The sequence below is a fragment of the Nostoc sp. LPT genome (genome assembly GCF_017115165.1).
Lineage (GTDB): Bacteria > Cyanobacteriota > Cyanobacteriia > Cyanobacteriales > Nostocaceae > Nostoc.
This window is the reverse complement of sequence record NZ_JABXKF010000161.1, coordinates 1-15,505: the sequence shown is the minus strand read 5'-3', so window position 1 is coordinate 15,505 and position 15,505 is coordinate 1. Positions and strand designations below refer to the sequence as shown.

Here is a 15,505-nt window from a genome sequence, read left to right as displayed (position 1 = left end):
CTAAAATCTGTCAGTTTCCTGAGGTGTTCCAACTGCTCCGGGTTGAGCCGTAAAGAAGTTTTGAGCAGCTTCATTCTGATATATACATCTAATATCAGGTTTGTCACTGTCCAAGTTACCTGTGAAACCAAAGGTGTTTAGGCGATTTTTGCAATCTCTAACCTGATCAGATGTCACCAACTTGCGGTTCTCTAAAAGCGCCCAGTTATTTTGTCGGATCACACATCCAGGACGCATACTGGGTTGGGCAACATAGACATTGAAAGGGTTGAGAGTGACGAACAATCTAGCGTCCATCACCATCGCGCTGGCTCCATACTGCACACAAATTTCCGGGTTTGGTGCTTTGGTATCAATGAATTCACGGGAAGCTACATTTGATGGAGTCAATGTGGTTGTAGAACTAAAAGCAATGCCAATCCCAATTCCCAAAATCAACACTCCTCCCATAATTGCGATGGTGGTGAAGTTAAATAGAGGGGATTGGAAAATAGAGGGTTTAGAAGTAGTAGCCGATCTACCAGTAGATTTACGTCTCATTGTTGCTTAATCACCTTCACGCCGATTTGGGAGGGAGTGGTCTAAAGTTTTCTCCTTCTTTCAGTATGCCTATTCTTGACTGTAATTGCCTATGACTTTCTCTGCGATCTTCTTGTTAAATGAGAAAAATAGGAGCTTATCTAGATATCAGGACAAAAATTTAATATGGTTACTGTGGCGAAAGTTTGCCTACCTTAGACAAGTTGCTCCAGAACTTGTATGGCTAATTAAAATAATAGCTGAATTTATGTCAAGCTATACTAATTGCTTATTTTTTTCATTTGTTAGTAAGTATATTTATTTTAAGATTAATTAATTATTAATTATAACCTTTGCATTTTTTTGTGTTGCTTGATTTTACCAATTAATTTATGAATTTAGTTTAATAATTATACCATATTTTTAATTGTTATCATATATAAATTCTTTCTTTTCTCCTTTTTCGCGTCCAACTCTTACGAGATGCTGCGCGTAGCTTGCTTCTCCGTAGGAGTATGCGCCCTTTGCGGTTCGTTAAAAAGAGTATTTTTCACAACTCAGATAGGATTGCTATAGCTGATTTAGTTTTCACAATTAGTCTAGTCAGAATGCTTAAACTATCTAATTTTTGTTGTTAATTTCCACTTTTTAGGATGAGATATTTTTGTTACCCCTAGCAATTGATGTGTAAAATAATGTAAATTAACACTTAATGAAATTTTAATAAGTAATTGAAAGCACGTGACATCTCAAAGAGCGCTACCTTCGGGCAAGAGGTTCAAAACTTCGCAACTTCAAATCTTCTTAGCTGATAGTCTGACTATTTTTTGGGGAGATTGGTTAGATTTACGCGTGAGAATCCTACCAGTTGCTGCATCAGGTTTAATATCCCCACTGATATATATTTTAGCTTTTGGCTTGGGTTTGGGTAGTTCCATCAAACCCGGTTCAGGAATTAGTGGTAACTATGACAACTATTTAGAATTTATATTACCGGGAATGGTGGCGCTGTCATCGATGACGGTTAGCTTTGCTGGAACGACATTTTCAATTTGTGGAGACAGACTATTTACCAAAACCTTTGAGGAATTATTGTTGACTCCCGTACATCCGTTAGCGTTGTATATCGGTAAAATGCTGGCGGGAGTCGTGCGGGGTTTGATGACTTCCGGTTCCGTGATTTTGGTAGCGCTGCTGTTGACAGGAAACTGGAATTTTCTCAACCCACTGTTTTTACTGTTAGTGGCGCTGAATTGTGCGGTATTTGCTGGATTAGGGGTGATTGTAGGGTTGAGTGTGCGATCGCTCGAATCAGTCGGACTCTACAACAACTTTATCATTATCCCCATGTCATTCTTAGGAGCGACCTTCTTTGACCCTGCTACATTACCAGCGGCTCTGAAAGTTTTAGTTTACCTGCTGCCACTAACCTACGCCAGTATTGGATTGCGTGCAGTTGCTCATCTACCCTTGTCTCAGTTTCCTTGGTACAGCATACCCATTTTGCTGGTAGTTGCGATCGCTCTATCTTTATGGGGTGGTTATAAATTTGCTCATCAACAAGATTAAAGCGTTGATTATAATCTATGCTTTAACTGTTGAATTTTCTGTAAAACTTTTTCCCGATGCTGTGTCAGCTTGATCCATCTGGGTAGGCGACTGGCAAGACTGCCATTATGCCAGCCTAATGAATCGTCTGGCAAGCGTTCTCGCAACCTTGATTGAACATAGCTTTCCAGGAAGTTCAAATGAGCTTCATTAAATGCCCATAGTACCTGACCGCAACAAGAAGTTTGTAGCCACAAGGGTAAGCCAAAAAAATGGTCTAATATTCCATAGCGAGAATTTCTTTTATCCCTGTAATTGTTCTGCCACAGTAATAATGCGGCTTTTCGATTGCCATCCTTTGACTGTTGTTTTGTATAGCTACAGTGCTGACAGGTAATTCTTTTGATGGAACTGAGACTTGATTGCTCAGAGTTTACAGTCAATATCTTGGCAATGCGATCACATTGGGGACAACGTACTAAAATTTCTTGCTCAAAATCAGCAAGCCGTTTGCCATAGTCTCTAAATCTTATAACCATTTCATCTCAAACCTGATATGTAGCGTACCGTTAAGACAGCAATAAACCACAGTTCATTAGGAGTCAGGATAATTATTTATGCTTCACATATTGTCTAATCTGTCAATATATAAGTTCTAATTTAGATTTTTGATAAAGATTGCGTGAAATTACTAGTTATCATGATAAAGCATTACAAGAATTGCTTTATAAATCAACCTATGAGTAAATATCAACTCAGTGAGCAAGCACACATTAACCACTATTTATCTAGCAGGTAGATAGCAGTTAAAAAGTGAGTTTTTGCTGTTTGATCTAAATCATCTGGTATAGCATTCTGCAAATCAATATCCAAAGGACACAAATATGACTAGAATTGCCACAAAAATAGCCTTGTCTGTTCTCGGAGCAGCAGGAATTAGTTTTTTGTCTTGGACACCAGCAAGAGCCGTCATTTTTGTAGAACCCATTGTGACGACTAAAAATCAAGATGTACTCGACGCAAAAAAACCAAGAACCCTTACAGAGTTTCTACCAGGGCAAGTAATAGAATATGGTGTTCCAGATGTAGCTAATAACTTTCTAAATGCTACTGGTTACGATATAAACAGTTTAGTCTTTGATTTAAAAACGCTGTCCTATAGTAATCTGAATTCTACTCCACCATTTGATAATGAACCAGTGCAGTGGGGAGATGTTAATGGAGATGGGAAGATTGGTAACTCTGCTAACCCCGATCTAAAAGATATTTTTACAGACATTACCATTGCTGGTAGTACTATCACTTTTAGTGGTGGCATAATTCCAAACGGAACCCTGTTTTACAATCCATTCGCTACCCTGCCTAATCTAGCGCCAGGTGCTGGAATCATTCCACCAATTCCAGCAGAGCAAGAAGATAAAGATGGGCCGATCAGGGTGGCTTCTTATTATACTGCTTATACTGCCGTTCCTGAATCAACTAACATTTTGGGTGTACTGGTCTTTGGCGCTTTAGGCGTAGCTTTAAAATTAAAGCGATCGCTCTGTTAAGGGGATTGGGGACTGGGGACTGGGGACTGGGGACTGGGGACTGGGGACTGGGGAAGAAGCCAGGGAGCAGAGGAGCAAGGAGTGGACAGTTAACAGTTAAGAGTTAGTTGTCCACTACTCAATGCCCAATGCCCAATGCCCCATGCCCCATGCCCAATGCCCAATGCCCAATGCCCTCATTCTGTAATTAACTCACGATACACTGTCATTGTTTGCTGATGAACGCGGGCAACACTCAGCCTCTGTAGGTTTTTCTTTGCCCGCTGTTTCCACTCTTGCAGCATCTCGGCATTACTTAGTAATTGCACTAAAACCCCAGCTAAAGCATGACTATCTTTTACTGGCACCAAAAGACCTGCTCGCCCGTTGTCTAAAGCTTCAGGAATCCCGTCTACCTGAGTGCCGATGATCGCAGTTCCAGTTTCTCTAGCTTCCGAAAGTACCAAAGGACAAGGATCGCGGTGGGAAGCTAGCACAAATATGTCACAAGATATCAGATAGCGTTGAGGTTCTGGTTGGAAGCCTTCAAAATGAATGCGTTCTTTTACAGAAGTTGCTTGTGCCTGTGCCTCAAATAGCTGTTTATCAGGGCCATTTCCTACTAAATAAAGATGGGCTTGAGGAAAATCTGAGGCGATTTGTTCAAAGGCAGCAATTAACTCAGCAATTCCTTTGCGTTGATACATTCCGGCTACAGTGGCAATCGCTGGATGCTGTAATGGTAATGGTTGATAATCTTGTATCTGTCGGGTGCGGGGACTGCCTAAAGTTCCGTTACATACTACCCGCAACTTGTTTTCTGCAATACCACGCCTAATCATAGAATCACATACAGCCTGACTGACAGCAATTACTCTGTCAGCTAAACCCATCAGCAGGCTGGCACGCTGAAATTCGTTGTGGACTGTAGAAACTAAAGCATATTTGTTTCCTTTAAAAATACGTGTTAGTATTACTCCCGTCATCATGTGGGCATGAACAATATCCGGCTGAAATTCAGCTGCGATCGCTCGGTAACGTATAGCTGCTTTAATCGTATTTATCGGTTTTCTGCTTTGGTCTAATTTGTAATGTTTGACACCACAAATATCTAGTAAAGCCTCGTATTCCCCACCAGCAGAAACAACCGCTACCTCATAACCAGATTTTGCCTGTAGACAAGCCAGATCCACAGCCACATTCACAATACCGTTACCTATTTCTTGAACATGGTTCAAAATATGTATGATTCGCATAAGCTTTGAAATGTGTATAAAAAATAAAGATAAGTAACTGAATAGAAATCAACATAATTATTGAGGTCTTCAGCGACAACTAAAAAGTAGTCAGTAGTGGGTAAAATTCACCACTTTCTACTGATTAATAGCGCTTGTAACCAGTTACTTAGCTTAAAGACTTATTCAGTAACGGCTTGATAAATCGGGGTAAAACTTCAAAATTCTGAAGACTGATGTTAAGCCAGTAATTTAATTAAGTGTGAGATGAAAAAATTAGGCGATCGCTACAACTAGCTTGATGCAAAAGCTGTGCTGCATCTACGCCCGTCGTAGACATTGCCTCATAATAAATAAAGATTAAGCAGATACTCAGAAAACTCTCAATGAGCCAAACTAGCCTTAATTTAGTTGCAATATCTATCTTTCTCATGACCCTATCGGTACTGGTGGGGCCATTCTTCAACTTATCACCGGCAGTCCCAGCACTTGCTACCTTCACCATCTTAGGCATAGCGACATTAGATAGCTTCAGCTTGCAAGGCAAGGGTGGTACTATCTTTGTAGATTGGATTGCTGGTTTTTCAAAAGAACACCGCGATCGCATCGTCCACCACGAAGCAGGACATTTCTTGGTTGCTTACCTATTGGGTATTCCCGTTACCGGCTACACACTCAGCGCTTGGGAAGCCTGGAAACAGGGGCAACCTGGGCAAGGCGGCGTTAGCTTTGATGATAGCGAATTAGCATCTCAACTAGAAGTAGGTAAAATCAGCGCCCAAATGCTAGACCGCTACTGCACTGTTTGGATGGCGGGTATTGCTGCTGAAACCCTGGTTTTTAATAATGCTGAGGGTGGAACTGATGATAAAAGCAAGCTGATAGGAGTCTTGACAATTTTAGGCTTTTCTGAATCAGTTTATCAGCAAAAACTGCGTTTTCATACCCTCCAGGCAAAAACTCTACTAGAAGAAAATTGGTCTAGCTACGAGGCTTTAGTTAGTGCCATGCGACAACGCACTTCGGTCGAAGATTGCCATGCTGAATTAGGAGTAGGGGGTGGGAAATAGGAAGTTATATCAAGCTAGTAGTGAAGAGTTTGTAGTAAGGACTTTAGTGCTTAAAAAATAAGGACTAAAGTCCTTACTACGAACACATTAATATCATCTTAAACAGAAAATTTATTCAACTCTGGCGCGGAGTGCAGGAGATGGAAAAAGATTTTCAAATCCAGCTTGTCGCTCATTTAAAGATTCTAGAGCATCGTTCCAAAGACTTTCATAATAAAAGAAGGTTACGCCTAGACCCCGTTCTTGGGCGGCCCGCACCTGAGACTTGATTTGCTGCATAGGAACTGGGTTATTTCGTAACCCTGTGATAATGCCAACTCCAGTTGGAATTTTTTGTTGTGCTTCTTGAATTTCTGCGCGGGAAATATTTGCCACAAAACTTTTTAGATCGGGACGATAAATTTGCACAATTAACTCGTCCACAATATTTTGTCGCATCCAACCTAGCCAATCTTGCAAGTGAAACTTGTAAGCAAAATCATAGTAATTAGGAGAAACAGAGAAAATCGCCTGGGGTTTTCTCTGTTTTACAGCTTGATTAAGTTTTACCATGAACGCTGTAATTTTATCTGCCCGCCACTTTACCCATGCCGCATCTTGGGGATTTTTTGGGGGAGAATTATTCGTTTCTTTGGTGTACAAAGCAACTGTATATTGGTCGTAGCCAAACTCGTGGGGCAAACTCGTATGATCGTCAAACTGAATACCATCGGCATCATATTGAGTAACAGTTTCCAGCACTAGATTGGTGATAAACTCTTGCACTTGTGGAAGGAACGGATTGAGCCACATCACCTCACCAGCCGCACTGTTTGAAGTTTGGCTACCATCCCGCTTTTGTGTGAACCAATCCGGGTAATTCATTGCTAGTTCTGAGGTTGGGGGAGCCATGAAACCAAACTCAAACCAGGGAATCACTAGCAATCCTTGGTGATGGGCTTGGGTAATCAGGTCTGCAAGAATATCATGTCCATCTGAACCTTTGTAGACAAAAGGTTGAATACCTGCACTTTGTGCTAGGGCACTAGGATACATCACATAGCCAGAATTCCACACCACAGGATAGATTGTATTGAAGTTCATCCGCCGCAGTTGACTCACTGCATCCTGTACTTTGTCTCGATTCTTAAGGGTGTCAAAATCATTAGTGGTCATCCAAACCCCGCGAATTTCCTGACGGGGTATCTGTGCGATGGCGCTGAAGCGCCCACTTTCAGTGATCGCAGGGGTGAAACTGTCCACCAACAACACAGTAACAAACGATATTAAAATAAGAATCGGAAAAAGAGATTTGAGTAGTCGCCGCCAACTTTGAACAATAAATGACGATTTCATGGATTTGAATGATGCATTAGCTACCCACACAAGCCACTGCTTGCTTTTACGATTGAATCTACTAACCATATAGTCTACAAGTATTTATGCTTAGTACAGAATTGATGAGTTGGTAGTTATTCGTTCCTTGCTTATGGAAGTTTTGCACCAAAAAAACTAAAGCAGACAAATTAAGATAGTTGACGCAGCTAGTAAGCATTTGTGCCCAATAGATATTTGGTATGGGAAATGGGGCATTGGGAAAGAGGAGGCAGAAAGCAGAAGTTCTTTAATTTTGAATTTTGAATGCGTGAATTTTGAATTGATTTCTCCCCTACTGCCCCTGCCCCCGATCTTCACATTCCCCCACACCCCACCTGTGTCACAATAAAGAACTGTAATAAGAAAAATATTGTTAAGGTAATTTAGTGAGTCCAACTGCTCAATCCACGGCAAGTGCGCGTCGCGTAGTATTTCCTTTTACGGCAATTGTGGGCCAGGAAGAAATGAAACTGGCGCTGCTATTGAACGTGATTGACCCCAAAATTGGGGGTGTAATGATTATGGGCGATCGCGGCACCGGGAAATCCACAACTATCCGGGCGCTGGCGGATCTGCTACCAGAAATTTCTGTGGTTGCTAATGACCCCTTCAGTAGCGATCCTAGCGACCCCGACTTGATGAGTGATGAAGTCCGCCAACTTTTAGAACAAGGGGCAGAAATTCCCGTAGCTCACAAAAAAGTCCAAATGGTAGACCTGCCGCTAGGAGCTACAGAAGACCGAGTTTGTGGCACAATCGACATCGAGAAAGCTTTATCTGAAGGTGTCAAAGCTTTTGAACCGGGACTGCTAGCAAAGGCTAATCGCGGTATTCTCTATGTGGATGAAGTCAACTTACTAGACGACCACCTTGTAGACGTGTTACTCGACTCCGCTGCCAGTGGATGGAACACTGTAGAACGAGAAGGTATTTCTATCCGTCATCCAGCCCGTTTCGTGCTTGTCGGTTCTGGAAATCCCGAAGAAGGCGAACTCCGCCCCCAATTACTCGATCGCTTTGGGATGCACGCAGAAATTCACACAGTCAAAGAACCAGCTTTGCGGGTGCAAATAGTGGAACAACGAGCGGATTTTGACCAAAATCCGCCAGTATTTCTCGAAAGCTACAAACCCCAGCAAGAAGCATTGCAAGAGCAAATTGTCAATGCTCAACAGCTTTTGCCAGAAGTGAAAATTGACTACGATTTGCGGGTGAAAATTTCTGAAGTCTGTTCAGAATTGGATGTGGATGGTTTGCGGGGTGACATTGTTAGTAACCGCGCCGCCAAAGCCTTAACAGCTTATGAAGGACGCACTGAAGTTACAGTTGATGATATCCATCGCGTAATTACGCTATGCTTGCGTCACAGACTGCGGAAAGACCCTTTAGAATCGATTGATTCTGGCTACAAAGTCGCCAAAGTTTTTAGCCGCGTCTTTGGCGTCGAACTACCAGAAAGTGATACTGCACAAAAAAACGGCACAGGTCAAAAGTTAGGGGCCAGGGCTTAAAAGTTAGGAGTGAGGAGTTTTGAATGGAAAACTGCTTCATAACTCAAAACTTTAATTCCTCACTCAAGACTGAGTATATAACTCACAACTCCTAACTCTTAACTCTTAACTCAGCACGGGCTAAACGCCCCGCTTCCGCTAACAGCACTCAGCACTCAGCACTAAAATATGAGAATCTGGTCTTTTTGGTTCAACAGCTTTGTTCTATCTAGCCAATACAACCCGCCCAGGTTTGTAGAATTATTGATGCTCTTATTAGCGATCGCTATGCTGGCAATAGCCAGTATTTTACCCGACATACCCTATTTAATCTTAGGCTTGAGCTTAGTAGTTGGGGCATCTATTTCTATCTTAGTGCGGGAAGCGATCGCCCCCTCACCCCAAACACGAATTACCCAACTAACAGCATCCCTATTACTGATCATCAGCCTCTATGGCTTTGCTGACTTAATGTACACTCTTTAAAATTTGTCATTTGTCATTTGTCATTTGTCATTTGTTTTTTGTTAGTTGTAAGCACCAATGACTAATGACTCCATTTTTGCATTTCCACCAATTCCATACACAACTCATTAATTTGTTCTAAATCAGGTTTATGAGGTAGGGCAGATTGTTCGCAAACAATTTCCATTTCAGCTACTAAATCTTCTGCCATTTTCATCACCTGTTCATAAGAATACTCACCTTTTAAAATAGCTTTTAAATCTTCAACATCACCAGCTGTTCTTCTATCTACAATCACTTCACCTTGCCGTAATATTTCTACTCCACTGCGTAACAATCTAATGCAGTGCATTCCATGTTTAAGGTCAAAACCCGACTTTCTTTCCATTTCTGCTCTAGCCGGATTTCTATTCTCCTGCCAAGATAAGTAAGCCTTCCATTCTCTTAAAGCTATTTGATAGCTTTGACTTTTCTGAAGTAGCCGGATAAAATCTTTACGGCTATTGGTTAACTTTTGGGTATATTCCAAAGTTTCATCAGGTAAAGTATATTGTTTTAAAACTCCTTTAAAATCAATATCTGCTGTCAGCAATTGATATAATTGTTCTGCTTCTTCCAAAAATTCAATCCGTCCTCTAATTAAGTTATAAAGATACTCCAGAAAAGCATTTAACTCATCTTTGCTCAGAGGTGTTTCGTCTTCTATAGCGAAGTCAGATGGTATTGGTTTTTTTTGTGGTGGCTTTAACAACCACTTACGATGAGTTTCCATCTTTTTGATTTGGGCAAAGGCATAACCAGTGTAAGTATGTTTTACCTTCTTGCTCAAAAATAATTGTTTACGATCGATTAAACGCTGTCCGACTGCGCTTAAAAAAGGATAGTTATTCAACCAAAGCAATTCTAAAACATTGGGATTCGCACCAGCTAATAACTGGAGGATTTTTCTTAATTCATATATAACTGTATCTTTGTTACCATCAACGAATGGAAATATTCCTGGTTCATCCCAACCACTATCTTTTTGTTCTATCCGATCAAATCCCAAATAGTACCTTTTAGGTGCAATAAATACTCCCCGATAATCAAAGTCGGAATCAGGACGATTTAAACCATAGCCGTGGCTACCAGCCAAACCAATTAAAATAGTTCTTTGCTCAACTTCTATTCTTTTCATATCACCTGATAAAAATATAGTCATCCTAACTCATCAGTTAAGCAGGTGGCGAGACGGAGAGTAGAGAAAGGAATCATTTGCGAACAATAAAATCCCCGACTTCTCTAAGAAATCAGGGATCTGAGCCTTGGTATAACAGGAATGCCCTTAAAGGAGATGATACAACAGTATCCACTTGAGGAGCAAAACTTGTTAATTCAGTTGTTCCTATACTTTCGATTTCCTATGAACAGGAATTATCTCGGATAAATGTGGCGTCTATTCCCCCATCCTGGATTGACAATGGCAGCTAAATCTTCTTCAGATAATTTGCTGATTTCACTGTCGAGTTCTTCGGCGTTGAAATCATAGCCACGCTCTTGAGCAATTTTGATGAAGGCTTCTGGATCGGCTGTTGCTTTGAGTCTTTGCTGTAACGCTTGATCTTCTTTTACCGCTTGAAAAAGTCGGGCAGCATTTTGCTGTGTCATGACAATCAATCTCCTGTTTGAAATATCAGGTTTGAACGTAATAGTTTAACTTTTGAGGATTCACGAACTTTTGTAAAGAATTTCTAGATGAGACACCTTATACTTTGATATTAAAACAAAGAAGAAAAATGTGTTGATTTTGATAAAAAAGTATAACTTTTCAGCTAATACGAACTAATGTTAATATTTGGTAGATTCAGCCCTAAGATAGTAGCAATTTTTATCTAAAAAGTATTTATTCTGACTTCTTGTAAATACAATTTATATTCGTGCCAGTGGGCGATGTCTACGACGGGCTACGCCTATACTGATATCATGTCCGGTTAATTAGTTATAATTCCCGTAATCTATGCAGAAACCGGAAAACCCTCTTTCCCCCAGCTAAGAGCCCCCAGCAAGAACTGCGGTCTTAATGATAAGTCTTTCACCGGACACGATATGAATGGCACTAAGTTAAGCTGAAGGAATGATAACTTTTATCTTAAACACGAGAGCAGTAAATACTTGATTGTGGTCGATCAAGGACGCTACAACTGGCCGCGGTTGGGCAATACAGGAAAAGTAAAACTTGAACTTGTGGGCGGCAATGGCGAGGTTCAATCCAACAGCCACATCAAAATCAGAACGACAGAATCAGCGACAGGCAACAATAATATTTTGGGGCTTTTTCGGATAGCCATGATTGTTACTATTGGCAAGATGGCTATGATGAGGATAAACAGAGCTGGCGGATTACTAAAGCTTCTGGCGATGCAGGTCCAATTCGCTATGGCGATCGCGTTTGCATCACCAACATCTCCTACAGTAATCAAAGCCTAGCTCCCGATACAAAGTACAATGAAACGACAATCAATATTTCGCAAATTAAGTCGAAGAATATAATAAATTAGCTAGTTTTTTCATCTTTAAATCCGCCAGACGCAATACTAATGACCGATACAGTGTTAATTGCATTTTCAGTATTTTTCACTCCAACTCCGTCATTCCTAGTCTATCAACGCTCAATAGCATTGAAATTGGTATCAGATCAAAGCCTAATACCAATTTTTTTGCAAGTTCCTAAAGCTTGCCGATACAAGTTTAAGGATCTGGGATTTTGATTATAGTTAGTGTAGATTGCTCCAATGTTTTTCAGGGTTATGCATTCACTCTTAACAGAGCCGGTTTGTTGGTAAATGACTAAAGCTTGCCCAAAAAACTCTAAGGCTTTTTTGTACTGACGCTGTTTATAGTAAACTGCCCCAATACTGTTGAGAGTTATACCTTCTTTTGACTTGTTGCCAATTTCTTTATTAATTGCTAAGGCTTGGCCAAAAAACTCTAAAGCTTTGGGATACTGACTCTGGCTGTAGTAAAATGCCCCTATATTATTGAGGGTTGTACCTTCCCCTGCTTTGCTACCAATTTGTTTGTGAATTGCTAACGCTTGCTCAATAACCTCTAAGGCTTTAGGGTACTGCTTCTGTCCATAATAAACTGACCCGATACCGTTGAGAGCAGAGGCTTCCTCAGCTTTACTGCCGATTTGTTGGTAAATAGCTAAGGCTTGCTGGTAAAACTCTAAAGCTTTGGGATACTGACTCTGGCTGTGGTAAAATCCCCCCATGCTTGCCAGATTTGTACCTGACCCCTGTTTGTCGCCAATTTGTTTGGTAATCTCTAAAGCTTGCTGGTAAAACTCTAAGGCTTTGGGGTATTGACCTTGAATGGAGTAAGCATCCGCAATATTATTGAAGGTTGTACCTTCTCCGGCTTTGCTGCCGATTTGTTGGTAAATGGCATTTGCTTGTTGGTAGAACTCTAAGGCTTTTTTGTACTGACGCTGGCTAGAGTAAACTGACGCAATACCTCTGAGGTTTGCACCTTCTCCCTCTTTGTCGCCGATTTGTTTGGCAATGGTATTTGCTTGCTCAAAATACTCTAAGGCTATGCCATACTGACTGAGGTCGTCATAAACTGCCCCAATACTATTGAGGGACTCAACTTCCCCTTTCTTGTTGCCGATTTGTTTGGCAATGCCATTTGCTTGCTGGTAAAACTCTAATGCTTTGGCGTACTGACTCTGGCTAGAGTAAAACTTTCCAATACTATTGAGGGCCTGACTTTCCTCTTTTTTGTCGCCGCTTTGTTTGGCAATGGATAAGGCTTGTTGATAGAACTCTAAAGCTTTGGCATACTGACTCTGCCTAGAGTAAACTTCTCCAATACTATTAAGGGTTTGAATTTCCCCTTTGTTGTCACCGCTTTGTTTGGCAATGGGTAAGGCTTGTTGATAGAACTCTAAAGCTTTGGGGTACTGACTTTGTTTATAGTAAAGTTCCCCAATACCATTGAGTGTCTTACTTTCCTCTTTGTTGTTGCCGATTTGTTTGGCAATGGGTAAGGCTTGTTGGTAGAACTCTAAAGCTTTGGGGTACTGATCGATGTTGTTGTAAACTGACCCAATACCTCTAAGTGTTGCACCTGACCCCTGTGTATCACCGATTTGTTTAGTAATGGCATTTGCTTGTTGGTAGAACTCTAAAGCTTTGGGGTACTGACCGATATCGTTATAAACTTCCCCAATGTTATTAAGGGTCTTCGCTTGGTGAGAGCGATCGCCAATTTCTTGATAAATAACTAAAACCCGTTGAAATGTCTTTAGGGCTTGGCTCAACTGACCTTGATTATACTGCTGTTCGCCTAGTTGGTAGAGACGTAAAGCCTCTTCTGTGCGCTTCTGGACTGTTTGTGTCTGTGCCGATGCACTTAATATTCTTGAATTGGTTACAAACAATGGTGAGATCAAAGTTAGAGAAACTAACACACTCGCACTCAGTAAGCTCTGGCGATGAAGTCTATTTTGCAACCAAGTGCTAAAAACATAATGCATAGAAATACTCCTTGCTCATTTAAAGCAGAGATATTCTGCTTTAGTTTTATATCACTCTTTTTTTGAGAAAATTACGCAGATATTGTAATATCAATAAGTATTATGTATTGGTTAAAAATATAATACAGATTCTGAACACAAGAATTACCTTGACTTACAATTACGGGAGTAACTACAGCATGGAAATATTGGGTTGTCCCGTTTTTGAACATTCTACAAGAGATGGTATGGACAGTGAATTTGCTGACGGGGTTGTCATAAAATAAGCAGAGCCAACCTTTGCTAACAAGATACAAAAGCCATACCTTTATCTGAAAATTTTACATAGTCTACACTTAAATTAATAATTATTCTCATAAGGATAATTACCAAAAAATCCTCGTATAGCTTGACTTGATACCTGTTAATAAAATAGTATGTTAGATTGTCTGTCTAATTCCTGCTCGGATCAGGTAGACATATTACAAAGGCTGGCAAAAGCATCTCTATAGGAGATAAAAACCAGCTACCTGTACGGCAACCTCAAGGACAATTCCATGACCTACGCGATTATTGAAACTGGCGGCAAACAAATACGAGTAGAGCCAGGGCGGTTTTACGACATTGAACTGCTTGCGATCGAACCAGATGAAAAAGTTACAATAGATTCCGTATTACTCGTGCAGCACGATGGCGAAGTCACCATTGGACAGCCATTAGTAACAGGTGCGACTGTAGAAGGGACTGTACTGCGACATTACAGAGGTCGTAAAGTTCTGGTATACAAAATGAAGCCGAAAAAGAAAACCCGCAAAAAGCGGGGGCATCGTCAGGAAATTACCAGACTTATGATTGACTCCATCACCCTTAACGGTGCAGTGTTTGCTGCCCAAGGAGAAGCGGAGAAGGAAACTCCCGTTGTAAATGAGACTGCTGCCGAAGAAGTTGAAACCGCTGCTGAATAATAAAAGAAGTAGATACACAAGAGGAAATCATGGCTCATAAGAAAGGAACAGGTAGTACACGCAACGGTCGTGATTCTAATGCCCAACGTCTGGGTGTCAAGCGTTATGGCGGTCAAGTTGTACGTGCAGGAAACATTCTTGTGCGTCAGCGTGGTACTAAATTCCACCCTGGTAACAATGTTGGTATTGGTAGCGATGACACTTTGTTTGCCTTAATCGACGGTGTTGTGACGTTTGAGAGAAAGGGCAAAACCCGTAAAAAAGTTAGTGTTTATTCACCCACAACTGCTGCTGAGGCAGCCCCTGCTGAGGCAGTAGCAAGTTAAAGTGTTAGGGTGGGTAACAGTGCCCACCCTAATCGTTAGTTAGCGCTGATGTGATAATCAGATTTGCACAAATATTCCAGTAGTTACTTAACTTTTAACCGCTTCTAAAAAATAAGTTTTTAACTCTTTTATTCTCTCTACCCAACCTTTCATCTCATCAGCGACTTTATACTTCCATTGAAGTTGAAGTACTTCTCTAGTATGAGAATCATCAAATATAACTTTGTCTTTGTTTTCAAAGACTGGCGCCAGAAATTCTACTTGAGCAGCCTGATTAACTCCAGTTCGTCGTCTCGGTTGCTGTTAGTGTTGGTCATGATGTACCTTTGGCTGTGAGGATGCGATCGCGTCTGGGGATTTTTGGCAAGCCGCTTACTCTTGGGCTAGTCTTCTGGTATGCTTGCTATAAGCTTTCCAGGTTTAGCAACCAAAATTTTTCCTTTGTTAAAACCTAGTGTGGTAAAACTTACTAGAGAAGACGACTCTCTAAATTAGCCAAGTAAC

General features: G+C 41.0%; 15 protein-coding genes. 8 read left to right on the top strand and 7 right to left on the bottom strand.

Going from position 1 to position 15,505, the window contains the following annotated elements; translation table 11 throughout:
• A complete protein-coding gene (locus HWQ58_RS30545) occupies window positions 1-540 on the bottom strand; it encodes a DUF3172 domain-containing protein (RefSeq protein ID WP_292871356.1) in 540 nt (179 codons plus the stop codon).
• Between the two features lie 720 nt (window positions 541-1,260).
• Here HWQ58_RS30545 and HWQ58_RS30540 point away from each other — a divergent pair.
• Window positions 1,261-2,088, top strand: a complete 828-nt coding sequence (locus HWQ58_RS30540; protein ID WP_292871354.1) for an ABC transporter permease — start codon at window positions 1,261-1,263, stop codon at window positions 2,086-2,088.
• A gap of 8 nt (window positions 2,089-2,096) precedes the next feature.
• On the opposite strand, the gene HWQ58_RS30535 is transcribed toward HWQ58_RS30540, so the two are convergent.
• A complete protein-coding gene (locus tag HWQ58_RS30535; protein WP_292871352.1) occupies window positions 2,097-2,606 on the bottom strand; it encodes a hypothetical protein in 510 nt (169 codons plus the stop codon).
• Between the two features lie 345 nt (window positions 2,607-2,951).
• Here HWQ58_RS30535 and HWQ58_RS30530 point away from each other — a divergent pair, with 345 nt between their 5' ends.
• Entirely contained in the window at window positions 2,952-3,617 is a 666-nt protein-coding gene (locus HWQ58_RS30530) for a hypothetical protein (RefSeq protein WP_292871350.1), read from the top strand.
• Between the two features lie 176 nt (window positions 3,618-3,793).
• Here HWQ58_RS30530 and HWQ58_RS30525 read toward each other — a convergent pair whose 3' ends face one another.
• Window positions 3,794-4,852 (bottom strand): glycosyltransferase family 4 protein, encoded by a 1,059-nt coding sequence (locus HWQ58_RS30525; protein WP_292871348.1) that lies wholly within the window; start codon window positions 4,850-4,852, stop codon window positions 3,794-3,796.
• 365 nt (window positions 4,853-5,217) lie between these two features.
• Between HWQ58_RS30525 and HWQ58_RS30520 the strand changes: the two genes are divergently transcribed.
• Entirely contained in the window at window positions 5,218-5,901 is a 684-nt protein-coding gene (locus tag HWQ58_RS30520; RefSeq protein WP_292871346.1) for an ATP-dependent Zn protease, read from the top strand.
• 111 nt (window positions 5,902-6,012) lie between these two features.
• On the opposite strand, the gene HWQ58_RS30515 is transcribed toward HWQ58_RS30520, so the two are convergent.
• Window positions 6,013-7,305, bottom strand: a complete 1,293-nt coding sequence (locus HWQ58_RS30515) for a glycoside hydrolase family 10 protein (protein WP_292871344.1) — start codon at window positions 7,303-7,305, stop codon at window positions 6,013-6,015.
• Window positions 7,306-7,643: 338 nt separating this feature from the next.
• Here HWQ58_RS30515 and bchI point away from each other — a divergent pair, with 338 nt between their 5' ends.
• Window positions 7,644-8,768 (top strand): magnesium chelatase ATPase subunit I, encoded by a 1,125-nt coding sequence (gene bchI / locus HWQ58_RS30510; protein ID WP_292871342.1) that lies wholly within the window; start codon window positions 7,644-7,646, stop codon window positions 8,766-8,768.
• A gap of 168 nt (window positions 8,769-8,936) precedes the next feature.
• Window positions 8,937-9,233, top strand: a complete 297-nt coding sequence (locus HWQ58_RS30505; RefSeq protein ID WP_292871340.1) for a hypothetical protein — start codon at window positions 8,937-8,939, stop codon at window positions 9,231-9,233.
• A gap of 61 nt (window positions 9,234-9,294) precedes the next feature.
• Here the strand turns inward: HWQ58_RS30505 and HWQ58_RS30500 are convergent, their stop codons facing one another.
• Both HWQ58_RS30500 and HWQ58_RS30495 read right to left on the bottom strand, forming a co-directional pair.
• Complete coding sequence (locus HWQ58_RS30500) at window positions 9,295-10,389, bottom strand: nucleotidyltransferase domain-containing protein (protein WP_292871338.1); 1,095 nt, start codon at window positions 10,387-10,389, stop codon at window positions 9,295-9,297.
• Window positions 10,390-10,625: 236 nt separating this feature from the next.
• Window positions 10,626-10,859 carry a Nif11-like leader peptide family natural product precursor gene (locus tag HWQ58_RS30495; RefSeq protein ID WP_292871336.1) on the bottom strand — a complete coding sequence of 78 codons (234 nt, stop codon included), beginning with the start codon at window positions 10,857-10,859 and terminating at the stop codon, window positions 10,626-10,628.
• A gap of 504 nt (window positions 10,860-11,363) precedes the next feature.
• Here HWQ58_RS30495 and HWQ58_RS30490 point away from each other — a divergent pair.
• On the top strand, window positions 11,364-11,678 hold the full coding sequence (locus HWQ58_RS30490; protein WP_292871334.1) for a hypothetical protein: 315 nt from the start codon (window positions 11,364-11,366) through the stop codon (window positions 11,676-11,678).
• Between the two features lie 208 nt (window positions 11,679-11,886).
• Here HWQ58_RS30490 and HWQ58_RS30485 read toward each other — a convergent pair whose 3' ends face one another.
• Window positions 11,887-13,731 carry a tetratricopeptide repeat protein gene (locus HWQ58_RS30485; RefSeq protein WP_292871332.1) on the bottom strand — a complete coding sequence of 615 codons (1,845 nt, stop codon included), beginning with the start codon at window positions 13,729-13,731 and terminating at the stop codon, window positions 11,887-11,889.
• 536 nt (window positions 13,732-14,267) lie between these two features.
• On the opposite strand from HWQ58_RS30485, the gene rplU reads away from it, so the two are divergent.
• Window positions 14,268-14,675 carry a 50S ribosomal protein L21 gene (gene rplU / locus HWQ58_RS30480; RefSeq protein WP_292871330.1) on the top strand — a complete coding sequence of 136 codons (408 nt, stop codon included), beginning with the start codon at window positions 14,268-14,270 and terminating at the stop codon, window positions 14,673-14,675.
• Window positions 14,676-14,704: 29 nt separating this feature from the next.
• Window positions 14,705-15,001 carry a 50S ribosomal protein L27 gene (gene rpmA / locus HWQ58_RS30475; protein WP_292871328.1) on the top strand — a complete coding sequence of 99 codons (297 nt, stop codon included), beginning with the start codon at window positions 14,705-14,707 and terminating at the stop codon, window positions 14,999-15,001.
• Window positions 15,002-15,505 lie beyond the last annotated feature (504 nt).